This is a genomic window from uncultured Hymenobacter sp., from assembly GCF_964243305.1.
In the GTDB taxonomy this organism is placed as follows: domain Bacteria; phylum Bacteroidota; class Bacteroidia; order Cytophagales; family Hymenobacteraceae; genus Hymenobacter.
Map to the genome: position 1 here is coordinate 168,051 of NZ_CAXTEF010000002.1, position 24,405 is coordinate 192,455.

At 64.0% G+C, this 24,405-nt stretch carries 19 protein-coding genes; 13 read left to right on the top strand and 6 right to left on the bottom strand.

Going from position 1 to position 24,405, the window contains the following annotated elements; genetic code table 11:
* A complete protein-coding gene (locus tag ACFE70_RS02250; RefSeq protein WP_375416077.1) occupies window positions 1-234 on the top strand; it encodes a hypothetical protein in 234 nt (77 codons plus the stop codon).
* Between the two features lie 70 nt (window positions 235-304).
* Here ACFE70_RS02250 and ACFE70_RS02255 read toward each other — a convergent pair whose 3' ends face one another.
* From ACFE70_RS02255 to ACFE70_RS02270, 4 genes are all read right to left on the bottom strand, one after another.
* A complete protein-coding gene (locus ACFE70_RS02255; protein WP_375416078.1) occupies window positions 305-757 on the bottom strand; it encodes a peroxiredoxin in 453 nt (150 codons plus the stop codon).
* Window positions 758-911: 154 nt separating this feature from the next.
* The gene (locus ACFE70_RS02260) at window positions 912-1,451 is read right to left on the bottom strand and encodes a heme NO-binding domain-containing protein (protein WP_375416079.1); all 540 of its coding nucleotides are present in this window, start codon (window positions 1,449-1,451) and stop codon (window positions 912-914) included.
* 248 nt (window positions 1,452-1,699) lie between these two features.
* Window positions 1,700-2,662, bottom strand: coding sequence for an anti-sigma factor domain-containing protein (locus ACFE70_RS02265; protein WP_375416080.1), 963 nt, complete (start codon window positions 2,660-2,662; stop codon window positions 1,700-1,702).
* A 4-nt stretch (window positions 2,663-2,666) separates the two neighbouring features.
* On the bottom strand, window positions 2,667-3,227 hold the full coding sequence (locus ACFE70_RS02270; RefSeq protein WP_375416081.1) for an RNA polymerase sigma factor: 561 nt from the start codon (window positions 3,225-3,227) through the stop codon (window positions 2,667-2,669).
* Between the two features lie 550 nt (window positions 3,228-3,777).
* On the opposite strand from ACFE70_RS02270, the gene ACFE70_RS02275 reads away from it, so the two are divergent.
* From ACFE70_RS02275 to ACFE70_RS02310, 8 genes are all read left to right on the top strand, one after another.
* Window positions 3,778-5,175 carry an NAD-dependent succinate-semialdehyde dehydrogenase gene (locus ACFE70_RS02275; RefSeq protein WP_375416082.1) on the top strand — a complete coding sequence of 466 codons (1,398 nt, stop codon included), beginning with the start codon at window positions 3,778-3,780 and terminating at the stop codon, window positions 5,173-5,175.
* Window positions 5,176-5,421: 246 nt separating this feature from the next.
* A complete protein-coding gene (locus tag ACFE70_RS02280; protein ID WP_375416083.1) occupies window positions 5,422-5,784 on the top strand; it encodes a hypothetical protein in 363 nt (120 codons plus the stop codon).
* A gap of 232 nt (window positions 5,785-6,016) precedes the next feature.
* Window positions 6,017-7,600 carry an NAD(P)/FAD-dependent oxidoreductase gene (locus ACFE70_RS02285; protein ID WP_375416084.1) on the top strand — a complete coding sequence of 528 codons (1,584 nt, stop codon included), beginning with the start codon at window positions 6,017-6,019 and terminating at the stop codon, window positions 7,598-7,600.
* Window positions 7,601-7,843: 243 nt separating this feature from the next.
* Entirely contained in the window at window positions 7,844-8,206 is a 363-nt protein-coding gene (locus ACFE70_RS02290; RefSeq protein ID WP_375416085.1) for a CoA-binding protein, read from the top strand.
* Window positions 8,207-8,340: 134 nt separating this feature from the next.
* Complete coding sequence (locus tag ACFE70_RS02295; RefSeq protein WP_375416086.1) at window positions 8,341-10,344, top strand: CocE/NonD family hydrolase; 2,004 nt, start codon at window positions 8,341-8,343, stop codon at window positions 10,342-10,344.
* A 254-nt stretch (window positions 10,345-10,598) separates the two neighbouring features.
* The gene (locus ACFE70_RS02300; RefSeq protein ID WP_375416087.1) at window positions 10,599-11,174 is read left to right on the top strand and encodes an RNA polymerase sigma factor; all 576 of its coding nucleotides are present in this window, start codon (window positions 10,599-10,601) and stop codon (window positions 11,172-11,174) included.
* Window positions 11,155-12,168, top strand: a complete 1,014-nt coding sequence (locus ACFE70_RS02305; RefSeq protein WP_375416088.1) for a hypothetical protein — start codon at window positions 11,155-11,157, stop codon at window positions 12,166-12,168. Before ACFE70_RS02300 ends, ACFE70_RS02305 begins: the two co-directional genes overlap by 20 nt.
* A gap of 106 nt (window positions 12,169-12,274) precedes the next feature.
* On the top strand, window positions 12,275-13,441 hold the full coding sequence (locus tag ACFE70_RS02310; RefSeq protein WP_375416089.1) for an outer membrane beta-barrel protein: 1,167 nt from the start codon (window positions 12,275-12,277) through the stop codon (window positions 13,439-13,441).
* A 91-nt stretch (window positions 13,442-13,532) separates the two neighbouring features.
* On the opposite strand, the gene ACFE70_RS02315 is transcribed toward ACFE70_RS02310, so the two are convergent.
* Window positions 13,533-14,291 carry an RNA methyltransferase gene (locus tag ACFE70_RS02315; RefSeq protein ID WP_375416090.1) on the bottom strand — a complete coding sequence of 253 codons (759 nt, stop codon included), beginning with the start codon at window positions 14,289-14,291 and terminating at the stop codon, window positions 13,533-13,535.
* On the opposite strand from ACFE70_RS02315, the gene ACFE70_RS02320 reads away from it, so the two are divergent.
* Window positions 14,282-17,323, top strand: a complete 3,042-nt coding sequence (locus ACFE70_RS02320; protein WP_375416091.1) for a BamA/TamA family outer membrane protein — start codon at window positions 14,282-14,284, stop codon at window positions 17,321-17,323. The genes ACFE70_RS02315 and ACFE70_RS02320 overlap by 10 nt on opposite strands.
* A gap of 319 nt (window positions 17,324-17,642) precedes the next feature.
* Here ACFE70_RS02320 and ACFE70_RS02325 read toward each other — a convergent pair whose 3' ends face one another.
* Window positions 17,643-19,916: a thiamine pyrophosphate-dependent enzyme gene (locus ACFE70_RS02325; RefSeq protein WP_375416092.1), complete on the bottom strand. Its 2,274-nt coding sequence runs from the start codon at window positions 19,914-19,916 to the stop codon at window positions 17,643-17,645.
* Window positions 19,917-20,058: 142 nt separating this feature from the next.
* On the opposite strand from ACFE70_RS02325, the gene hemF reads away from it, so the two are divergent.
* Genes hemF through ACFE70_RS02340 form a run of 3 tightly spaced genes read left to right on the top strand, consistent with a single transcriptional unit; the run spans window position 20,059 to window position 24,404 of the window.
* A complete protein-coding gene (gene hemF, locus ACFE70_RS02330; RefSeq protein WP_375416093.1) occupies window positions 20,059-20,979 on the top strand; it encodes an oxygen-dependent coproporphyrinogen oxidase in 921 nt (306 codons plus the stop codon).
* Window positions 20,980-21,039: 60 nt separating this feature from the next.
* Window positions 21,040-22,173, top strand: coding sequence for a hypothetical protein (locus ACFE70_RS02335; RefSeq protein WP_375416094.1), 1,134 nt, complete (start codon window positions 21,040-21,042; stop codon window positions 22,171-22,173).
* A gap of 32 nt (window positions 22,174-22,205) precedes the next feature.
* Window positions 22,206-24,404 (top strand): hypothetical protein, encoded by a 2,199-nt coding sequence (locus ACFE70_RS02340; protein ID WP_375416095.1) that lies wholly within the window; start codon window positions 22,206-22,208, stop codon window positions 24,402-24,404.
* Window position 24,405 lies beyond the last annotated feature (1 nt).

Genomic DNA, 24,405 nt, shown 5'->3' on the forward strand with positions numbered 1-24,405 from the left:
ATGGATTTCTCCAAGCTCTACCGCCCCTCGGCCCTCAACAGCTACCAGTTCATCGCTTTCACCGGCCTGCTGATGAGTGCCGCCGCCCAGCTTATTCTGCGCTTCTTCTACGCCGAGCAGCCCCTGCCCGCCGGCTTCGGCTGGCTCTACGTGTGCTGGACCGTACTCTACGTACTGGGCACGCTGCTCAACCTGTTCGGCAAGCCCGGCGAAGGCGGGCATCATCACCATTAGATGAATTATGAGTTAGAAATTATGAGTTATGGGTTGGCAGAACGGCAACTCATAACTCATAATTTCTAACTCATAACTTCTTCAGCACGGCTTTGGTGTTGGCCACGTGGTCGGCGGCGCCGCTGAGCGAGTTGAAGATGTAGCGGATGATGCCTTCCTTGTCAATTACGAACGTGACGCGGCCCGGCAGCAGGCCCAGCAGGGCGCGGGGCACTTCGTAGCGCTTGCGCACGGCGCCGCCCGTGTCGGCCAGCAGCGGAAACGGCAGCCGGTGCTTCTGGGCAAACTGCGCGTGCGAGGCCGCCGAGTCGGAGCTGACGCCCACCACCTCGGCGCCCAGGTCCAGAAACTCCTCGTACTGGTCGCGAAAGCCACAGGCCTGCGTGGTGCAGCCGGGCGTGTCATCCTTGGGGTAAAAATAAAGCACCACGTGGCGCCCGCGCAACGCGCTGAGCTGGAAGGGTGCGCCGCCATCGGGGGCCGGCAAGGTAAAGTCGGGGGCGGGTTGGCCTGTTTCGAGCATCTTCTATTTCAATTAATAATGAGCAGTTAGGCGGTCATGCAGAGCGCAGCGAAGCATCTCGCGTGGGTGACTAATTCAATCGTGAGGTCAAGCGGATTACTTCTCCTGGCGAGATGCTTCGCTGCGCTCTGCATGACCATCTCATTACTTATTATCAATTCCTTCTAACGTGAATCTGCACCCGCTCGCCGTCCTCGCTGGTGGTGGGCAGCACGTCGATGCGGTCGGCCTCGTCGAAATACGTGGCCAGCCCGCGCACGATGCCCACGGCCAGCCCGCTCATGCGCCGGGCCGAGACGTAGGTTATCAGCAGCTCGTTTTCGTTGAGGCGGCTCACTTCCAGCACCGGGGGCGCGTGGCGGGCGTGCTCCTGGCGCACTTTGGCGTGCATGGTGTGCTCGGTGTGCTCAATCATGTCCAGCGTCCGCCATTCGGGCCGCACCAGCTTCTGGTACATGTGCATCAGGTCGGGCACGAGGTACTCGCCGAATTTCTCGTGCAGCTCGCCGGCCGGAATGCCCGTCATCTCGGCCGCCTGCCCCACCAGGGCATACACGTGCTCATCAGGGTACACTTCCTTGTGGTCGAAATCTCCCGATTCCAGCCCCGACCGCTCTACCAGCCGCACCCAGGTGCTGTGGTCATATTGCGTTTGGACGTAGCGCTTGAGTAAGGCAAGAACGGTACCGTGCATGGTGATAAGAATAAATTAAAAATTGTAGCTTATAAATTACGACAATTATAAGTTATGACCTGGCGGACAGCGCCCACCGGGGAATAGTAGCCGGATGGCGGGGGGTAGGAAAACGAAAAGCCCGGCCGAACACCCCCAACGGCGGGGCCGCTGCTTGTTGTCCGGCCGGAGCCTTGCGAAGGTAGAGGGGGGTAGGGAATTTATCAACCGGCCATCGCCGCCGGCTAATTTATAGTTTATAATTCCGCTCAGCTCTCCCCCGCCTTCAGCTCGCCCAGCACGGTCATGGTGCTGAGCGTGGGGGTGGGGCTGCCGCCGGCCGGCTCCACGGTCATGGCGAAAGCCTGGGCGCGGGTCACATTCTTCATCTGCTGCATCCCCGCGCCGGTGGCCGTGGCCGTGGCCAGGATGCCGGCGTCCACGGGCTGCCCCTTATCGAGGGCCCAGAGCTGGTATTGCTTGTCGGCGGGCAGCACCGGCAGGCGGCGCACATCGACGAATACGGCTTGCGTGGCGGCGTTGTAGAACACGCGGGCGCGGGCCGTGGGCGCAGCCTTGGTGCCGGCCAGCGCCACCACCCGAAACCGCTCGTCGCGCAGCACGGCTACTTCCTGGCGGGTTTCGGCCAGCTGCTGGTTGGTCGCCTGCGAGGTGGCCGCGAAGCTGGCCTGCTCCTGCTGCACGGCCACCAGGGCGGCGTCGCTCTGCTGCCAGCGCGAATACAGCACTGCGTTGCCCGCCAAGCTCAGCAGCAGCGCCACCGAAGCCGCAATGGCCCAGTTCGGTGGCCGCGTAGCCGTTTCCGCGGCCGGGGTGGCCGGGTAGAGCGGGCGCCTGGGCGTCTCGCCACCTGTGGCGGCCAGGGGGGGGGTAGGGACCGAGGGTGCCCCGTTTGCTTCCTGGCGGGCGCTGACGCGCAGCGGGGAAGTCGTGTCATTGGCATCATCGGGGGCGGCAGGGGCCGGCACGCCCTGGTCCCGGGTCTGGCGCAGGGCCCGCTCCAGCACCCGCTCCCGCAGGCCGGCGGGCGGGGTTTGGGCGTGGGCTTGCGTATAAAGCTCCAAGCCGGCGCGCAGCTCGTCGAGAGCCTGCCGCACGGCGAACTCGCGCTGCGCCTCCGCCTCCACGGCGGCGCGCTCCGCGGCCGACAATTCGCCCAGCACGTATTGTTCCAGCACCCCGGATTCGATATAAGCAGTCACCTTTTCCACAGTCTTATCGAATCAATTTAGCTAGTACTTTCAGGGCGGTGCGGGCCCGGGTTTTAACAGTGCCCAGGGGTAGGTTCAGTTCCTCGGCTACCTCACTTTGGGTGAAGCCGCCGAAATAAAGCAAGTCAATAATCTGGCGCTGCTCGGGAATTAGTTTGAGGGTAATTTCCTGCAAGCCGATGTGCTCGGGACGAAAGGTGGCGGGGGCCTCCTGCCGCTGGGCGGCCAGACTACCGTCGAGTCCCTGGGTAAGCGAACCTACGCGGTGCTGCCGGGAGCGGATTTTGTCAATGGCCAGGTTGCGGCTGACATTGAGCACCCACGTGTAGAGGCGGCCCCGGCCGGGGTCGTAAGAAGCAAACGAGTGCCAGATTTTGACCAAGCACTCCTGCAGCACGTCCTCGGCCACTTCCTCCGTCTTCACGATGCGCAGAATCACGCCGTAGAGTGCCTCCCCATAGCGGTCGTAGAAGACGGTGAGGGCGGTTTCGTCGCGGGCATATAAGCGGCGCACCAGCTCTTCTTCGGCGGCAGTGGGCGTAGAGATGGGCGTGAGAGCAGACACAGAAAGCGGAGAATAGTGAGCGGCCGGGCGCCGCCCGGCTACGGCTAGCCGTAACGAAAATAAGGTACGGAAGCCGAAGCCCGAAGTTGGGCCGGCCCGGTGGGCGGGAAAATCAGAAGGCAATATTAAAAATAAATATATGAAAACTAATAAATCGGGGCGACGGGCTCAGGGCTGGCACCCGCTTTTTTCGCCGGCCACCCACCCCCGCCCGCCGTTTAAGAAGCTGTTTGAATTAATCTTTTTGCTTGATTTCACCAAGACCTGAGACGTTAGACCTGAGAGATGAGAAAGTAGGTGCCAGCAGGGGGTAGCCAAAATAATTCTCACGTCTCAGGTCTAAAAACCTAATTCAAACAGCTTCTAAGTTAAGAAGCGCAGGCCCGGCTGAAATCCGGCCGGAGCCGCGGCTGCCGGCCGCGCCGCCAAAGCCGCGCCCCGTGCTGGCCCACCCACCGCTCGCTTGTTTACTGTCCTGATTTTGAGGCCCGCTCGCGGCTCTCCTTCCCAACCCCTTCCCCATTCCCATTCCTTTTCCTTTTCCTTCCCGATGGCTATTGCGTCTATTAATCCCTATACCGGCCGGGTGCTGCGGCGCTTCGCGGCGTTTTCTAAATCAAAGACCGAGCGCATCCTCGCCCAGGCGCACCGCGCCGCCGCCGCCTGGCGCCAGACCAGCTTTGCCGAGCGGGCCGCCGTGCTGCGCCGCGCCGCCGCCCTGCTGCGCGAGCGCCAGACCGAACTGGCCCGCCTCATGGCCCTGGAAATGGGCAAGCCCGTGACCGACGGCCGGGCCGAGGTCGAGAAGTGCGCCGTCTGCTGCGAGTTCTATGCCGCTCACGGCGAAGAGTTTATGGCCGATGAGGTGATTCAGACCGACGCCGGCCGCAGCTTCATCAGCCATCAGCCGCTGGGCGTGGTGCTGGCCGTCATGCCCTGGAACTTCCCGTTCTGGCAGGTGGTGCGCTTTGCCGCCCCGGCCCTGATGGCCGGCAACGTGGGCCTGCTCAAGCACGCCTCCAACGTGCCGCAGTGCGCCCTGGCCCTGGAAAAAATCTTCCACGATGCCGGCCTACCCCCCGCCGCCTTCCGCACCCTGCTCATCGGCGCCGACCTGGTAGAAGCGCTGGTGCAGGACGACCGGGTGCGGGCCGTCACGCTCACCGGCTCGGAGCCGGCGGGCGCGGCCGTGGCGGCCGTGGCCGGCGCCCATATTAAGAAAACCGTGCTCGAGCTGGGCGGCTCCGACGCCTTTATCGTGCTGGCCGACGCCGACCTGGAAGCTGCCGCGCGCGTGGCCGCCCAGAGCCGGATGATAAACTCCGGCCAGAGCTGCATTGCCGCCAAACGCTTCATCGTGGAGCGGCCGGTGCTGCGGCTGTTTATTCAAATGATGAAGCAACATTTGGAACAGATGCAGACCGGCGACCCGCTCGCCGACGCCACGCAGTATGGTCCGCTGGCCCGGCCCGACCTGGCCGACGAGCTAACCCAACAGGTAGAGGACTCCGTGGCGCAGGGCGCCCGCATTGAGCTGGCCGGCGGGCAGGGCAGGCCCGGCACCGCCCTGTTCCGCCCCATGATTCTCGCCAACATCCGCCCCGGCCAGCGCGCCTACCACGAAGAGCTATTCGGACCCGTGGCCCTCATTTTCAGCGCTCGCAACGCCACCGACGCCCTGCGCCTGGCCAACGACTCGCGCTTCGGCCTGGGCGCCGCCATCTGGACCCGCGACCTGGCCCGCGGCGAGGCCCTGGCCCGGCAAGTGGAAAGCGGCGCCGTCTTCGTCAATGGCCTGGTGAAGTCGATGCCGGAACTGCCCTTCGGCGGCGTAAAAAAATCGGGTTATGGGCGTGAGCTTTCTCATTTGGGTATGCGGGAATTTGTTAATCAAAAGTCGGTGTGGATTGGCAAGCCCCAGGAAGAGCAGGAAGCCAAGACGGAATAGGCGGCCGTATCCTGCTCCCTAAGTCCGCGCCGGGGTGAGGTAGCGTAGACTTCTGTAGTCCGCGAGCGGAGGGCAGAGACTCATTTAGCCGTTATCTGTTCGGCTGGTGTTCAACTCGCGCGCTCGCGCTACAGAATCCGCACCGCATCACCCCGGCGCGGATTGCTTGGCACTTTAGTATTAGAAGCTGGTGCAACCAAACTACCGGGCGGCAGGTCATGGCTTCACATCCTGCTTTCAGCCGCCATGAAACGCTCCCCGCTGCTGCTAATCCTAATCAGCCTGCTGATGGGCTGCCAACCTGACAAAGAAGTCGAACCGCTCGTGGTATCGGTCGAGGAGTACGAGGCAGAAGCGCTCGGCGTAGGCGGAGATTGCGGCCAACCAATGCTTCGGTTTAAAAACCAGCTGGCCGAGGTGGAGCAGATAACCGGTACCACCTCGCGGGGCGGCAATGCCTACTATGCCTACGGCCTGGGCCCGGACTTCAACCAGCCTCAGGTGCTGCTGGTCAGAATCCGGAAAATCGCGGCTGACGAGCAAAGCGCCTGCATTACGCTGGGCCCAGGCTACCCCTGGCTGACCGTCGTCAGCGCCCGGATTAAGTAGGCCGGGCGAAGCAGCTAAGGCAGGTGGAGCACCTCATCCTCGTTTAGGGGGCCCGCCAGCCACCCTTGGCCAGGCCCAGGCAGCCTTCGCGCCGCCACGCAAGCCGCAGCTTGCTGCCAGCCTGCCAGCTTGCGCGGCGCACCAATCAGGGCGGCGCGCTGTTGAGATGCAACTTTGCCCCGCGCAAAGCATTTCCAGTTGAAGGTTAACTTCCTTCCCTACCCCCTGCTTTATGTCTGAACCTACCCCCGCTTCGCCGCAGGAGCTGGAATTACTGCTTCCCCCCGAGGTAGCCTACGACGAGCTGGCCCGCTACGAAGCCATCCTGGCCAGCGCCGGCCTGCACCCCGGCCAGGCCGATTTCGTGCACCTGCGCCGCCGCTCCATCGACGCGCGGGGCCGCCAGCCGCTGGTGCGCCTGCGCGCCGACGTGTACCGCTCGGCGCCGCCAACCAATTTATTTGGGCCCTGGTTTGTTTACCCAAATGTTGAAAAAGCAACGCGCAAGGTGCTCATCGTGGGGGCCGGCCCAGCCGGCTTGTTTGCGGCGCTGCGGGCCATTGAGCTGGGCATCCGGCCCATCGTGCTGGAGCGGGGCAAGGATGTGCGGGCCCGCCGCCGCGATTTGGCCGCCATCAACAAGGAGCACCTGGTGAACCCGGATTCCAACTACTGCTTCGGTGAGGGCGGGGCCGGCACCTACTCCGACGGCAAGCTTTACACCCGCGCCACCAAGCGCGGCGACGTGGGCCGGGTGTTGCGGCGGCTCGTGCAGCACGGCGCCACTTCCGATATCCTGGTTGATGCCCACCCCCACATCGGCACCAACAAGCTGCCCGCCGTGGTGCAGGCCCTGCGCGACGCCATCACGGCGGCCGGCGGCGAGGTGCGCTTTGAGACGCGCGTCGAGGACTTTATCATCGACCAAAACCGCCTGCGCGGCGTCGTAACGGCCACCGGCGAGGCCCTGGAAGCCGATGCCGTAGTTTTGGCCACCGGCCACTCGGCCCGCGACATCTACGAGCTGCTGGCCCGGCGCGGGGTGCTCATCGAGGCCAAGCCGTTTGCGCTGGGTGTGCGCGTCGAGCATCCGCAAAGCCTCATTGACGAAGCGCAGTACCGCCGTCCCGAAAGGGGCCTGCTGCCGGCCGCCTCCTACGCGCTGGTGCACCAAACGCAGGTCAGGAATGAGCAGCGGGGCGTATTCTCGTTCTGCATGTGCCCCGGCGGCTTCATCGTGCCGGCCGCCACGGCGCCCGGTGAGGTAGTGGTGAACGGTATGAGCCCGAGCCGCCGCGACTCGCGCTTTGCCAACTCCGGCATCGTGGCGGCCGTCGAGCTAACCGACATGAACCTGCGGGAGCACGGCCCGCTGGCCGGCCTGCGCCTGCAACAGGAGCTGGAGCAGCGCGCCTGCGCGCTGGCCGGCGGCACGCAGCTGGCGCCGGCTCAGCGCCTGGGCGACTTTCTGCAAAAGAAGCTTTCCCCTACCCTGCTCGAAACCTCCTACCAGCCTGGCCTGCTTTCGGTGGAGATGGACGCCGTGCTCGGCCCGGCGCTGGCCGAGCGCCTGCGCCAGGGATTCCAGAATTTCGGGCGCAAAATTCAAGGCTATTCAACTAACGCGGCCCAGATAGTGGGCGTCGAGAGCCGCACCTCGGCGCCGGTGCGCATCCCGCGCGCGACCAGCAGCCTGGAGCACCCGACGCTGCGCGGCCTGTTTCCCTGCGGCGAGGGCGCCGGCTACGCCGGCGGCATCGTCTCAGCGGCTATGGACGGTGAGCGGGTGGCGGAAGCCATTGCGGCTGGTTTCTGAGCTGTTTCCCTGCTTACTCATTTGAGTAACTACAAATGAGTAAGCCAGGAGCCGACTTAGTTCCAGGGGGCGAGTTCAGATGAGGCGGGCCGAAACGCATTCATCAGGTGGCCGTTTAGCCGCAAGCCAAATATCAAATCAGACTCAGCATCCTCCAAAAATACTTCAGTAGCTCGCTGCGCCTGCCTTCTTCCCCTCTGTTCGTCTCCCAACCCGTTTCAATCCGTTTAATCCATTAAATCCGTGGTCAAGAAAACCCTGGTGCTCGGCGCCTCCGACAACCCCGCCCGCTACTCATTCCGGGCCGTGCAGCAACTCAAGAGCCACGGCCACGAGGTGGTGCCGGTGGGCATCCGCCGGGGCCAGGTGGCGGGTCTGGCAATCCATACCGACCGGCCCGCCGCCGAGAACGTGGATACGGTCACGCTCTACGTGGGGCCCCAGAACCAGCCCGCCTGGTACGACTACATCCTCGACTTGCGGCCCAAGCGCATCATCTTCAACCCCGGCACCGAAAACCCGGAGCTGGAGCGCCTGGCTCAGGCCCGCGGCATCGAGACCGAAGAAGCCTGCACGCTGGTCATGCTCTCGGTGGGGCAGTACTAAGCTCGCTCCAGGCGGGCTCAGGGGGCAGGAAGCGGCAGCGCCGGGCGGGAGTTGCCGCCGGCGGGCAGTAGTATTGGGCGGCTCTTATCCTTCCAATTACGGCGCCGGCCGCCGCGCCTTTTCCGCCCTGCCCCATGTTTCGTATTCTGCTGCCGGCGTTGCTGGCCGCGGCCCTGACGGACCCGGCGCCGGGCGCCCAGGCCCAGGCGCCTACCCCCCTGCCCGCCACCACTGCCGCCTTCGCGCGCCAGCACTACCGCAAGCTGGAGCACCCGATTGCCATGCGCGACGGCACCCGGCTCCACACGGTAATCTATGTGCCGCTCGATGCCGCGCCGGGCCGCCCCTACCCCTTCCTGCTGGAGCGAACCCCCTACTCGGCCGGGCCCTACGGCGCCGACAACTACCGCCCGAGCGGACCGGGCCCCAGCGCCGAGCTGTCGCGGGAAAAGTTTATTTTCGTGTATCAGGATGTGCGGGGGCGCTATAAGAGCGAGGGGCAGTTTGAGGAAATGACCCCCGCCCGGCCCGCCAGCATCCCTACCCCCCTGCCCGGCGCCAATGCCCCCGCAACCCGCGCCGGCCCGGCCCCCAACGAGAGCACCGACACCTACGACACGGTGGCGTGGCTGCTCCAGAATGTGCCGAATAATAACGGCCGCGTGGGCATCCTGGGCATTTCCTACCCCGGCTTCTACGCCGCGGCGGCGCTGCCCCAGGCGCACCCGGCCATCCGGGCGGTGTCGCCGCAGGCGCCGGTGACGGATGAGTTCATCGGCGACGACGCCTTTCACAAGGGCGCGTTTTACCTGCTCGACAACTTCAGCTTCCTGAAGTATTTTGACGGGCAGCGCCAAGCGGATGGGGCCGACTACAAGCCGGTTTTCACGGCTGACTTTAAAGATGCCTACCAGTTTTTTCTGAAGCTGGGCCCAGTTAAAAACGCCAATGGCTCGCAGTATTTCAACCAAAAGGGTAAAATCTTCAACGAGTACCTGGCCCACCCGACCTACGACGCCTACTGGCAGGCGCGCAACATCCGCCCCGCGCTCACGCAGGTGCAGCCGGCGGTGCTGGTGGTGGGCGGCTGGTTTGATGCCGAAGATTTGTTCGGGGCGCTCAGCACCTACCAGGCCATCGAACAGCAAAACCCCGGCGCCACCAACCGCCTCGTGATGGGCCCCTGGACCCACGGCGCCTGGGCCCGGCCGGAGTGGCGCCGGTTCGGGCCGCTCGATTTCGGCGAAAATACCGCCCAGCACTTCCGCGACAGCCTGGAAACGCCGTTTTTCAACTTCTACCTGAAAGATAAAGGCCGCTTTAATCCCGCCGAAGCCACGGTGTTTGACACCGGCACCAACGAGTGGAAAGCCTACCCCGCCTGGCCGCCCCCCGCCGCCCAGACCCAAATGTTATACCTGAACCCGGCTGGTAGCCTCACGCTGGCTTTCACTGACACTGCCGGAACACCGGGGCGGCAAGCCCTTAAAAATCAAATACTAAGTCCGCACCTCACTAAGCCAGTTGTGCGACCGGCCAGACCCAGCACCTACCGCAGCGACCCGGCCAATCCCGTGCCCTACACAGCGGGCGTGCACGCCGAGCGCAATAATGAGTATATGATTGAAGACCAGCGCTTCGCGGCCAAGCGCCCCGACGTGCTGAGCTTCCAAACCGCGCCGCTGAGTGAGGACCTGACCCTGGCCGGCCCGCTCACGGCCGACCTGTTCGTGAGCACGACCGGCACCGACGCCGATTTTATCGTCAAGCTCATCGACGTGCTGCCGACGGACGCGCCCAACTCGACCAAACCCAGCGGCGCCGGCTACCAGCGCCTGGTGCGCGCCGAGCCCATCCGCGGGCGCTTCCGCAACGGCTTCGAGCGGCCTGAGGCCTTCCAGCCCGGCCGCGTGGCGGAAGTCAGGTACGAGCTGAACGACGTGCTGCACACCTTTAAAAAAGGCCACCGCCTGCTGGTGCAGGTGCAAAGCTCCTGGTTTCCGCTCATCGACCGCAACCCGCAAACCTTCGTCAACATCATGCAGGCGGAGGCCAAGGATTTTCAGCCGGCCACCATTTCGGTGTACCACGACCGGCAGCACCCGTCGGGCCTGCGGCTGACGGTGTTGGCCCCGTGAGACGGTCCGGTCCGACGCCCTAGGCGTCCGACCGGGTGAAGGCCGGGCCGTTGAGGCGAAAGAAGGGGCAGGAATTGTTCTCACAAATTGAATGGCCGCCGGTCCGACGCCTGGGGCGTCGGACCGGACCGCCTCACGGGGTCCTGGACATACTTTTTTTCGACCCCAGGCAACCCTGCGTTCCCTACCCCCATCTAGCGCCCCGAACCCGCCACCTTGCCCCGCCTGGCTTAATCCCTACCCCCTTCGCCGCCGTGACTGAAGCCGACCTCATCGCCGCCTGCTGCCGGGGCGAGCCCCGCGCCCAGCGCCAGCTCTACGAGCAGCTGGCCGGGCTGATGCTCTCGGTGTGCCGCCGCTATCTGAAGCGCCCGGAAGATGCGGAGGAAGCCCTGCTGGCCGGCTTCACCAAGATGTTTCGGGCGCTGCCGGAGTTTCGGCACGAGGGCAGCTTCGAGGGCTGGGTGCGGCGCATCATGGTGAACGAGGCGCTGGGGCAGCTGCGCAAGCGCGAGGCCCTGCAAGTGGCCCTGGACGAGGCCGACCCGCACCGGTTCTCGACGCCCGCCACGGCCGACACCCAGCTCCAGGCCAATGACTTGCTGGCTTTGCTCGCGCACTTGCCACCCGGCTACCGCGCCGTGTTCAACCTCTACGCCGTGGAAGGCTACGGCCACCAGGAAATCGCTCAGCTGCTCGGCATCACCGAAGGCACCAGCAAATCGCAGCTCAGCAAGGCGCGGGCCCTGCTTCAGCGCTGGCTGGGCGCCGGTCCGGCCCCCGCTTCCACCTCCACCACCAAAGAATATTATGCAACCCGACGATATTGACAAGCTGTTTCGCGGTGGCCTGGCCGACCACCGCACGCCCCCGCCGCGCGCGCTGTGGGAGCGGCTGGAAGACGAGCTGCACCCGCCCCGGCGTCGGCGCCGCGCCGCCTGGTGGCCGCTGGCGCTGGCCGCCGTGGTGGCGCTGCTGCTAGTGGCGGGCGGCGCTAGCCTCTGGGGCAGCTGGCGCCCGGCCACCGCCCACCGCCCGGCTGTGGCGAGGGCGCAGCCAAAAGCGGCGGGAACTACCCAGACTCCCGAGTCCAAAAACGAAGCCGGACCCACCCCCGACCCAGCGAGCGCCGCTTCCCAGCCCGGTGGCCCGGCAGTAGTCGGAGTTGGCCCGGTCGCGGCGCAGGAATCGGCTGCCAGAAGTGCGGCAATTGCGCAAGCTAAGCCGGCGAAGCAACGGCCGTCACTGGCATCCGGCCGGCCCGGCCGGCAACCGAAGGCCTTGAGAGCCAGCGCTCCGGCTGCGCTGCTTGCCGCCGCGCCCGCCGCTCGCGAGGTGTCACGCGCCGGGCAGCCGGCGACGGCGCAACCGGTAGTAGCAGCCAAAACTTTTTCTTCGCCCCCACCGCCTACCCAGGCAACCCGGCCCGACGCAGCCGCATCTACCCTCCCAGGCAGCAGCCAGCCGGGCTTGGCGGCAAGCCCGGCGCCGCAACCGGCGCCCGCCGCAAGCCGGGCCGCTTTACCGATGGCGCCTACCCCCCCTCACCTGGCCAATGTGATTGAGGTGGACGTGCGCCGGGGCGGCGGGCCCGGCGCGCCAGCCATTGCCACCGCGGGCACCGGGACGCCGGTCGCGGCGGCTTCGGCCGGTGCCGGCCGGCGCCGGGGGCTGCGTGGCGGCCTGGGTGAGGTGCTGGGCGGGGCCGGCCGGGTGGTGCGCACCGCCCGGCAGGGCCTCACCGTCCTCCAGCAGCTGCCCAGCAACCTCACCGTGCAGGCCCGCGTGGGCGAGCATACCGTGAGCAAAACGCTGGAGCTGTAGCCGCGGCGGCTTTTCAACCTGGTTTGTGCTGCTGACCGGCCGCCCCGGCGGTGGCCCTACCCCCTCCTTTTTTCCTAACCTGTCCTTTACACTTCGGCTCCTTTTTATGAAACCTGCCATTCTGCTCGTATCCGCCTTCTTACTGGGCCTGAGCCTGCGCCCGGCCCAGGCCGCGCCGCCGGCTGCACCCACGCTACGGCCGGCCGCCGCCCCTCAGGATACCATCACCGTCCGGCTGCCCAACGGCGTGGTCATGACCCTGCTCGTGCGCGATGCCGCCCAGCTGCGGCAGCTCAAGAACTACCACCTCGACTCGCTCACCAGCCGCCTGGGCACTTATATTGACCAGGCCGAGGCGGCGGCCAAAACGGCCAAAACCGAGCGCGTAACCATCGACTTTTACCCCGACAAAGACCAGCCCGGCCAGAACCTGCCCGAGCAAATCCGCGTCACCACGCGCAAGAGCCGCCCCGACCGCAACCGCGTGGAAGTGCTGCTCAACAAGAAGTTCGGCATGAATGTGACCATTGACACCGACGGTAAAAAAAGCTACACGTTCCAGGACGGCGAATTTATGTCCAAGCACCGTGCCGACTCAATTAAGCGCGAAAAGCGCCTCAACCGCAGCCACAACAGCGACTTCCGCCTCGATGTGGGTCTGAACGCGCTGGTCAATAAAAAAGCCTACGCCACGGCGCCCGGCCTGGCGCCCGGCACGCTGGAACTGCGCCCGGAGGGCTCGCGCTACCTCAATATTGGCCTGAGCTACGCCCAGCGCCTGGGCGGCCGGCGCAGCCCGATGTACCTGAGCCTGGGGCCGGAATTTGCCTTCAACAACTACATGCTGCAAGGCAACAACCGCTGGGTGAGTGCCAACGGCCGCACCGAGGTGGTGGGCGAAACCGAGGGCCGCGAGCTGCAAAAATCCAAGCTCACCACCACCACCCTCAACGTGCCGCTGCTGCTGACCATGCAGCTGCGCAACGCCAAGGGCCGGCCGGCCTTCAAACTCGGCGCGGGCGGCTTCGCGGGCTATCTGCTGGGTCAGCACACCAAAGTCAAGTACTACCAGGACGGTGACGCCATCAAGGACAAGGACCGCGGCTCGTTCAACCTGGAGGAGTTTCAGTATGGCTTGCTGGGCAACGTGGGGGTAGGAAGCCTCACCTTATTCGCCAAATACAACCTCAACGAGCTGTTCAAGGAAAACCGCGGTCCGCAAACGCAGGTGCTCAGCTTCGGGCTGACGTTGAGCGGGCTAAATGGACTGTAGGGGGGTAGGAAGTAGAAGTAGCGCGGACTTTGTAGTCCGCGAGTGAACGAGCTGTTCAGCTCGCGGACTACAAAGTCCGCGCTACTTCGCACTACAGCTCCCGAAAGAAATTGTCGAGCAGAATGCCGGCCGAAATGGCCACGTTCAAGCTTTCGGCCCCGCCGCCGGGCGCGCGCGGAATGTGCAGGCGCCGGCTCAGGCGCGCGGCCACGGCCGGCGTCAGGCCGTGCGACTCGCTGCCCATGACGAGCACGCCGGCGGGGCGCAGGTCCAGGCGGTGCACGTTGTCGCCCTGCAAGTCGGCCCCGTAGACCGGCGCGGCGGGGGGTAGGGAAGCCAGCCAGTCGGCCAGCTCCCGCTCCCAGACTGGCACGCGGGCGAAGGAACCCATGCTGGCGGCCACGGTTTTGGGCCCGAACGCGTCGGCGCAGCCGGCACCGAGCACCACGCCGGGCAGGCCGTACCAGTCGGCCAGGCGCAGGAGCGTGCCCAGGTTGCCGGGGTCGGCCACGGCGTCGAGGGCCAATACCAGGCGGGTTTGGGTAAGCGTTGGGGGCAGGGGCAGCTCGGGCGGGCGGCGGGCCACGGCCAGGGCCGTCAGGTTGGTGCTGAGCGTGCTGAGCTGGGTTAATTCGCTTTCCGAGGCCAGCACGGGCGGCGGGGCGGCGGGCGGCAGCGGGCCAAGCTGGGCGGCAAACTCGGGGCTCACGAGCAGGTGTTCCACCGCGAGGCCCGAACTTAGCAGCTCGCGCACGCTCTTGCCGCCCTCCACCAGAAAGGCGCCGTAGCGCTGCCGGTACTTTTTGTGGTGCAGCGCCTGCACGTATTTTGCCACTGCTTTTGAAACCATTCGTGCCGCTGCCGCTGAAAATCCCTACCCCCCCCCTGCCCGGTGAGCCGGCAAAGAAACGGCTCAAACGCCGGCTCCGGCCAGGGCCGGACCGGCGCGGGCCGCTGCCGGGGCTGGCGTTGCTGCTGGCGCTACTGCTGCTGGGGCTGGCCGCCTGCTCGCCCTTCCGGCTGCTGGCGCCCCGGCAGCGTCTGCTGAGCCGGGTGGAGGTGCGCGGCCAGGCCACGCAGGCCGAGCAGGACCGCCTGCTGACGCTGGTGCAGCAGGAGCCCAACAGCCGCTTCCCGCTGCCCAAGCTGGCCATCTACCAGCTCGGCTACACGTTTTATAACCGCGAGCGCATCCTTAAAAAGCAGCAGGCCATCCGCGACGACTTTACGAAGCAGGTGGCGAAGGCCGGCACCGATTCGGCCCAGATAGGCCAGTTGCTGGCCCGCCGCGAGCGGGCCCTCAACCGCCGGCAGTTGGCCCTGGACAAGGGCAACGCCATCATGCGCCTGGGCGAGGCGCCGGTGGTCTACGACTCGGCCCTGACCCGCCGCACCGTCGAGCAGATGAGCACCTACCTGCGCACGCAGGGCTATTTCCGCAGCCGGGTGCGGGCCATCGACACGGCCCGCTACCGGCGCAGCGTGGTGGTGCGCGGGCTGCGGGCGCTGGGCATCGGGCGGAGCGGGCCCCACGACTCGCTCGACCGGGCCGTGCCCTACCGCCGCGTGGCGCTGGTCTACGAGGTGGAGCGCAACCGGCCCTTTGTGCTCGCGCAGCTCACCACCACTATTCCCGACTCCGGGGTGGCGCGGGTGCTGCGCCAGGGCCAGGGCGAGACGCTGCTGAAAGTGGGCGAGACCTACAACGAAGACCGCATCGGGGAGGAGCGGCAGCGGCTGGAAACGCAGCTCAAGAACGCAGGCTACTACGACTTTCGCCAGCAGTACATCACGCTCGAAGCCGACACCAGCTTCGCGCCCTTCACCGTGCGGCTGCGCACGCTCATTGCCAACCCCGGCCCCGGCCAGGGCCACCGCGTGTACCGCTTGCGCCGCGTGACGATGGTGACCGACAACGGCGCCAACCGGGTGCTGCGGCAGGCCACAACCGGCACCGGCGTGGGCGCCGCGCCGGCCGCGCCCGCGCCATTGCCGCGCAGCGCGGCCGACACGCTGCGCCAGGCCGGTTCCCTACCCCCCCCCGCGGGCCGAACCCCGGCCGCTGACGGCGCGGGCACGGCGGGCGGCCTGGGCGGGCGCCCCGCCCGCCCGCCGCGCGACACCACCCTCGTCGATTCGGTGCGCTACGCCGCTTACCGGCTCGCCTACAGCACGCGGGTGCTGGGCCAGAAGCTCACGCTGCGGCCCGGCCAGCGCTTCAGCCTGCTCAACACCCAGCGCACCCAGCGCCAGCTGGCCGACCTGGATATGTTTCGCTTCAACACCGTCACTTACCGCAAAGTGGAGGCGCCCACCGACACCACCACCAGCACCGCGCTGGGCGTGAGCGTGCCGGCCGGCGCCAGCCCTACCCGCGCCGGGGCCGGCGCCGATGCCCTGCGCAACCAGCGCGGCGGCAGCCCAGTCCCTACCCCCTCTGCCTCCGCCGACTCGGCAGCTCATAACTCCCAACTCATACCTCATACCTCTCCCGACGAGGGCTTGCTCGATGCCGTGGTGAATGCCGCGCCGGCCAAGCGATTTCAGGAAACAACTGAGTTTGGCGGCACGCTCGTGGCCGACAAGCTCGGCCCCTTCCTGAACGTGCGCCTGAAGTGGCGCAACCCGTTTGGCGGGGCTGAACTGCTGGAGCTGGGCGCCCGCGTGGGCTTTGAGGGGCAGTACGTGCGGCTGGCCGATGGCCGCGTCAACACCGACCAGAGCCGCTACGCCGCGCAGTTCGGCGCTACGGCCTCGCTGCTGCTGCCGCAGTTTCTGCTGCCGTTCCGCCAAGGCAGCTACCTGGCCCAGTACAATCCCAAAACGCGGTTTTCGCTTAGCGACACCTACGTGAACCGGCCCGAATACACGCGCACCAATATTGAGTTCAGCTACGACTACCTCTGGCAGCGCTCGGCATTTCACCAGTTCGTGCTTTCGCCCGTGGTAATTAGTCTGATTAATGCCAGCAACATCAGCGATGAGTACCAGGCCGCGCTCGACGAGTTGCAAAGCCGGGGCTCGCCGCTCTACCGCTCGTTTGTACGGCAGCTTGTGCCGAGCATGGCCCTCACTTCCCTCTACAATTCCAACGACTTTAACCAAACCCGCGATGCCCGCTACCTGCGCCTGAGCGCCGAAGTCGGCGGCCTCACCCGCGGCCTCTACCGCCAGCGCCTGGCCGAAGCCACCCGCAGAGACGGCGATGAAGGTCTGCAGGTGTACAATTTCGCCCGTCTCAGCGCCGACTACCGCCGCTACTTCCACCTCACGCCCCGCACCTACTTCGTGTACCGCCTCAACGGCGGCGTGGCCCACGCGCTCAGTCGCACCGAGGATGGTCAACTCGTTATTCCCTACGACCGCTCCTTTTTCGCAGGCGGCTCCACCAGCTTGCGCGCCTGGGGTCCGCGTCGCCTTGGGCCGGGCTCCTACACGAGCTATATCGCGGAGCGCAACGAGAACGGCGAACCCATTATTATTGACCCCAACACGACGCCACCCACGGTGCGCCTCATCCGCGACTTCGTGAGCGAGCAGCCCGGCGAACTGCTGCTGGAAGGCAGCGTCGAATACCGCTTTCCGGTCTACAGCTTCGTGAAGGGCGCCTTGTTTACGGACGTGGGCAACGTCTGGAGCCTGCAAGCCGACGACGGCCGCCCCGGCGCCACGTTCAAGCTCAACTCCTTCTACCAGCAGATTGCCGTGGGCTCCGGCATTGGCGTGCGCTTCGACTTCACCTTTCTCATCCTGCGCCTCGACGTGGCCACGCGCATCTTCGACCCCACCGCGCCCAGCGGCGAGCAGTGGGCGCTGCGCAACTTCGGCCAGAACACCAAGAACCCCACCGCCTTCAATCTGGGCATTGGGTATCCATTCTAAAGGGGGATAGGGAAAGGTCGGTGAAAACCAATTGAACGTCATGCTGAGCGCAGCGAAGCATCTCTACCGCCCGAATTGGCGCGGGGCTCTGCCCCGTGACTGCTTGCTACCCGGCTTCCGGCCGGGCCGCGCCACCAGGCGGTCATCGGCTCCTAGTCTCGGAGGTTGTTCGCCGAGTAGTATTCTTCCGGCACTGGCAGTATTCCGGCCAGAGGCCGGCGACCAGGCGGCACGGGCACAGCCCCGCGCCAACTCCGCGCCAGCTCGTGCTCAAGCGCCAATTCCCTACCCCCCTTGTCTGGCGCAACCCGCCATTTTCCTAATACGCCAGCAATTCTTCCAGCGCCGCCGCCACTTTCGGCGCGCTCGGCAGCATCATCCTTTCCAGCTCCACATTCAGGGCAATGGCTGGCAAATTGGCGGCGCCCAGCGTGAAGACCGGCGCATCGAGCTGCTGGAAGCACGCGCGCTGAATGCGGCCGGCCAGGCTCTCGGCGAACGAGTTGAGCAAGGGCTCCTCGGTGAGCACCAGCACCTTGCCGTGGCGGCGCACGGCCGCGCGCACGGCGTCGATATCCAGCGGATTCAGGGTGCGCAAATCCAGGATTTCGACCTGCCCAGGAAATTGTTGGCTGGCGGTTTTGGCCCAGTACACGCCCATGCCGTAGGTGACGACGAGGCAGGTTTCGCCCCGGCGCTGCTTTTCGGCCGCCGCCGCCTGCGCCACAATGGCCACACCCAGCGGAATGACGTAGCCGGCGGCCGGCTCCCAGGTTTTGGCGTCTTCGGTGCCAGGCAACTTGCTCCAGTACAAGCCCTTGTGTTCGAGCATAATCACCGGGTTGGGGTCGAGAAAGGCGGCGCGCAGCAGCCCTTTCATGTCGGCCGCGTTGCTCGGGTACACGACTTTGATGCCCCGAATGGTGAGCAGCGTGCTTTCGATGGAGCCCGAATGGTAGGGCCCGCCGCCGCCGTAGGCGCCGATGGGCACCCGGATGAGGGCCGGAATTGGAAACTTGCCCATCGTCAGGTAGCAGGATTTGCTCAGCTCCTCGACCAGCTGATTCAGCGCCGGCCAGATGTAGTCGGCAAACTGAATCTCGACGATGGGCCGCGCGCCCACGGCCGCCATGCCGGCGGTGCTGCCCACGATGTAAGCTTCCTGAATGGGGGTGTTAAACACGCGCCCATCGCCGTACTTTTTGGCTAATAAAGCCGCCTCGCGGAACACGCCGCCCAACTCGCCGCCCACGTCCTGCCCGTAGAACAGGGCTTCGGGAAACTCGCGCAAAATGTCGTCCACCGCGTGCAGGGCGGCATCGACCAGCAGGACTTTTTCGGCGCCGGCCGGGCGGCGCTCACCGGCCTCCACGAGCACGGCGGGTGGGGCAAACTCGTGGTCGGCGAAGGTGGCCGGGTCGGGGTCGGGCGCGGCCAGCGCAGCGGCAAAATCGGCCGCGACCAGGGCGCGGGCCTCGGCGGCAATAGCTTCTAAAGCAGCGGTTTCGTAGCCTAGCTCCACGAGCCGCGCGTGCAGGCGCGGCAGCGGGTCGAGGGTGTTGTGCCGGGCCAGGTTGTCCGCAGGCCGGTATTTTTCGCGGCGCACCCCGCTGGTGTGGTGGCCCAGCAGCGGGCAGCGCGCGTGCACCAGCACCGGCCCGCGCCGGGCCCGCACGTGGGCAAAAGCGTCGCTGAGCCCATCGTATGATGACTCAAAATCGGCCCCATCGACCCGCAGCCGGTGCAAACCGGGGAAGCCGGCGGCAAACTCATAGGCATCCATCGCCCGCATCTCGCGGCCGGTAGCTGAGATGCCCCAGTCATTATCCTGCACCAGGTACACGATGGGCAGCTGGTGCAGCACGGCCATTTGCAAGGCTTCCGACACCTCGCCCTCGGTCATGGCCCCGTCGCCGATGGAGCAGAGGACCAGTGAGCAGTGAGCAGTGAGCAGTGAGCAGTGTTTCTTGAGTGAATCTGACAATTGGGGGCCTTTCTCTATCCCCTGCTCACTGCTCACTGCTAACTGCTCACTGCCAACTGCCTCAAGGTATTTGATACCATGCGCCATGCCCGTGGCCGGAATGGCCTGCATCCCCGTGGCCGAGCTTTGGTGGGGAATAACCGGAAAGCCGGGCCGCCGCAAACTCGGGTGGCTGTAGTAGGTGCGCCCGCCGCTGAAGGGGTCGTCGCGTTTGGCCAGCAGCTGAAGCATCAGCTCATACGGGCGCAAACCCAGGCCCAGCAGCAAGGCATCGTCGCGGTAGTAAGGGGCGGCGTAGTCGTGCTCGGTGAGCAGAAAAGCGGCGGCCAGCTGCACGGCTTCGTGGCCGCGGGCGGTGGCGTGGACGTAGCGGGCGGCCACGGCTTTCTGCTCCTCGTAGAGGTCGGCCATAGCAGCGGCCGTGTGCAGGAGGCGGTAGGCGCGGGTGAACATTTCGCGGGCGGGGGCATTGGCGGGAGCAGCGGGCGCGGCAGCCGCGGCAGCCGGGGAGGCAAAGGCCGCCGCCGCCGCCCTGGCCGCTGACGAAACGCGGGCCGTCGCGGCGTTGGCGACAATGACAGCGGGCGCGGAAGCAGCAGGTTCGGGCATCAGGAACGGCAAGGTGGGTGGGGTGGCAAAAGTACGCCTCCCCGGCCCGGCGTATCTTTGGCCGCCGAGCGTGGCGCCCACCTCTGCGCCCCTCTGCGTCTTCCTCAGCGTTCCTCTGCGGGAAAGCTAATTCGCGCCGCCTGTGTCTCCTACCCCCTCCTCCCCGACCCGCCGCCCCGGCATCGAAGCCTGGCTCTCCGACTTTCAGCTGCGCCTCTGCCAGCAGCTCGAAGCCGCCGACGGTGGCCCGCGGTCCTTCCTCACCGACCCCTGGCAGCGCGAAGGCGGCGGCGGCGGGCGCAGCAAAGTGCTGGAGCAGGGCCGGATTCTGGAAAAGGGGGGGGTAGGGTTTTCGGCCGTCTGGGGCCAGATGAGCGAGGCCGCCGCCCGGCAGCTCCACATGCCCGACCCGCACTTCTACGCCACGGGCGTGAGCGTGGTGCTGCACCCGCGCAGCCCGCGCGTGCCCATCATCCACATGAACGTGCGCTACTTCGAGGCCGGCAACGGCGAGGCCTGGTTTGGCGGCGGCATCGACCTGACGCCGATTTACGTCGATGAAAACCAGGCCCGCCGCTTTCACCAAGCCCTGAAAACGGTCTGTGATAAGCACGACCCGGCCTACTACCCCAAGTTTACGCGCTGGGCCGATGACTACTTTTTCCTGCCCCACCGCCAGGAAACCCGCGGCGTGGGCGGCATCTTCTTCGACCGCCTGACCGTGGGCAAAGATGGCGGCGCCGCCGGGCTGCTGGCTTTCTGGCAGGACGTAGCCGAGCTGTTCGGCCCCTGCTACACGCAACTAATGGCCGAAAACCACGCCCTGCCCTACTCGGAAAAGGAAGAAGCCTGGCAGAGCCTGCGCCGCGCCCGCTACGCCGAGTTCAACCTGGCTTTCGACCGCGGCACCCGCTTCGGCCTCGAAACCGGCGGCCGTACCGAGAGCATTCTTATGAGCCTGCCGCCCCGCACCGGCTGGGCCTACAACCCGCCCGCGCCCGCCCCCGATTCGCCCGAGGGCCGGACGCTGGCCTGGCTGCGCAAAGGCGTGGACTGGGTGTAGATTAATAAAAAAACAGATGGTCCACACGCCGAACGCAGATACTTTCGCATTCAACATTTTATGCCATTCAAGAAGTTTAACGTCATCACTGAAGAGGATTTACTCCGCTCAGTCGGAGGTGACCAGATGTTGAAGGCTATCAAGTTCAACGGTCCCCGGCACCTACTCATCACTGGTCCCCCCGGTAGTGGTAAAACCACCGTCACGTTGCTCCGCGCCACTCGCGAAGCCAACAAAGGCAAGTCCGTCATGCTACTTACGTATCAGCATCTTCTGCGCTATAGCCTGCTTGGTATAGCTGACCCCGCCCTTCAACCAGTAGTAAAAACTATGTACCGTTGGCTTACGGACAACTTTAATATTGACCCTGAGCGGCATACTGTAGCTCAGATGCGGACTGCAATGGAAGGGCAGAAGGAACGCTTTGACGAGATATTTGTGGACGAAGGGCAAGACCTACCCTGTGCGCTCTACGAGGCTTTACCTGGGCTGACCAAGCGCCTGTCGGTAGGCGCCGACACTGGTCAAATGTTTTATGATAAAGGCTCAACTAGCAAAGAAATTTGCTTGGCGCTGACCGACCATCAGGAGGTGAGCGAATACGCTTTACAGTTTAATTACCGCAATTATTTTGAAACTTATGACTTTGCCAGGCAATTTGTGCCTCCTAGCAACCGCGACACGCTCGCCTTGCAACATATGCCCAAAGGCAAAGGCGGCACGGACCGCCGGCCAGTCATTCTGCAAACTGAAAATGAGGCCGACACTATTGAGCGAATTTATAATCTATTAATTGACAACGAATCAGTCAACGTCGCCATCCTATTTTTCTACACGCATGAGGTAGATGCTTGGTATCGCAAAATCCAAGTTCGTCTTAAAAAAGACCGACTAGACTTACATATCAGCCGCTTTCATAGCGATATGAGCGAGTATGAGCGTGAACAGGAAGGAGATAATATGCAAAACTTCGTGGTCACCACATACAAGTCGGTCAAGGGGTTGGAATTTCAGGTAGTCATCATGCCTAGCATGGAATACGCCCTGATTAGACCAAAAATTGAAACACCTGAGCACTACTATGTCGGCTGTACCCGCGCTACCGAAAAGCTCTACCTACTTTACAGTGGTCAGGACAAGCCTACCTGGCTAAAGGGTTTCGGCCCCGATACCTACGTTCACCGTGCCCTCTGATAGCGGTACCTTGCGGCTTTAATTCTCGCTCTATGCCTCGCTCAAAATCTCTTTATCTCGGCAACGCCAGCCTGGAAATATTGCAGGGGTTATGTCAAGCGAGAGACCTAGTCATTCAGGGTAGTAGCGGCAAGGACTTGAGCAGAGCTGAGTTGAAAAACCAGCTGGATGAATTTCAGCGTGCTCAGGTGGAGGTCGTCCCAGCATTACCTGCTACGCCCTTAGCAGCTCCCACACCTTTTCATTCCGGTTTGGTTTCCCCTCGCGAAGAGGCAGTGTTTACATCACCTAAACCAGTAAAGCCTGCCCGAACCGCGCGCACCCAAACAGCCCCAGAGCTATTCCCCTCACTTGGGCAGCCGCCGCATGAGTTGCCAACGGCTCTCGAAGTAAGCTCTCATTACCAATCGGATAGAAGCAACGAGCCGCTTACTCATGCCGCACCCGCCAAAGCGCCCGCTGCTGATGCGAGCCGTGCTGCGCCTGACGAAAAGGTTTCGGACACGGCTACAGAAATTCCGTCTGCCCAATCTGGACTGCTTGCTATTATTACGGGCGACGCACCCGACCCTGTTGAGTCAGCAACTATTCCCAACCCAGTTGCTACTAAAGAGCCCATTGTTCTGCCCACTGGCCCTTACTATCTGCAGTTGTCGCACGGCAAGCTAGGCACCTACCTTAGCCGGGCCGTCTTCCTGCCGGTAGCCCTCGACCCCGACCCAGAGCTACATCAACGGCGGCCCCCTGACCTGCTAACCCATTATCCCGATTTCCTGCCGCTGACCCTCGGCCAGCCTGGTAGCTTTACCGAGCAGGATGTGCTGGTTGAATTAACGCTTCGGCCGGAGGAAATCTCCCATATCGTATCACTCGGTACTGTCTTCGCCCTGGCTGAGCCGTTGCCTGTTTCCCGCATTCGCCGCCTGCTATTTGCTAACGCAGATGCCTATCTGGAAGCTGAGGCCGACGCTAAAACGTATAAAAATTTCTTTCTACCCCAAGAACACGTTGCCTACCTCGACACTCTTGCGACACCGCTAGCCATCGTTATTCTTCCGAACGAGGCTGACGCGCCCCAACCACCTGCTACTTCTGCCGCATCTGGTTGGACTAGCAACCTAGCGCAATTCGACCAGCAGCTAGGCTTGTTCAGTTACCTCAAACACGCTCCTTTACTGCAAGCCAACGTCCGGCAGGCTGTTCAGGATTATCCAATCGAGTTGCCGTTTGCTCTAAGCTTATTGAATTCCGCCATCAACTTTGTGGAGCCGGCAAAGGGTAATGATGCCCTATTCAAAACATTATTTAGGTTAAGTGACTCGCTGCCTAGGTCGGCTGGCCAATTGCTCATGACTGCCTTGGTAGCAGACATCTATAATGGGGCTGAAGCCACATTTGAGTGGGCAACGCAACTGCTAGACCGCCTAATCGGGCAAGTGACAGCTGCCGATAAAGCCCTGTCGGGCCTGAACTACCTACTTGCTACCCGAGACCAACTTACCAAGCTAAGCCAGACTCGCACTAACTACCAGAATGCGTTGGCCGCTATCGCTAACACTGGCCTGGACCAATTTCCACAGGCACCTTACGCCGCGCTCGTGCTTTTGTGCCAGTTCCCGAACCGTGCTCGTGACAACAGCAACAAGCAAGCGGTTCTTGATGCTTTGGGTACAGCTGTAAACCGTAGGCTTTTCACTGATGCCACACCGCTATTGGAATGGTTGTTAGCTATTCTTGGCCTTTACTACGGTTACGTCCGTCTAACCCGTGAAGACCCCAATTTAACTATTCATGACCCCGAATTGAAAGCCCTGGCGCAGCCATTACATCGGCTACGCTTCAACCCTAGCCTTTTCTCTGACCGCGCAATTATTGAAACGGTGTTCCGCTTTGCCGCTGAGGGGCATCCTATCAACGACCCGCTCAACTACTTACAACCCGACTCCCCCACTGCTGCAACACTTGACTTGCCGCTACGGGCCGCTTCTGTTGCCGGTGCCGCTCCCACACCTGAAGCTAACCGAGTGCCGCCTTCCACCGAGCAATCACGTGTAGCGCCCAATTTACATCTAAGTCCCACTACCTCTGTAGCCGCTGAACGTTCCGTATATGAAACCGCGCTACTAAAAATGATGCGCTTATTCGATGCTACGCAATTTCAGCAACTTTTGCTCCCCAGCTTTACCCCAGCCGAGCAGGCGCTGTTGCGCCAACTGCTCAAATCTGAATGAA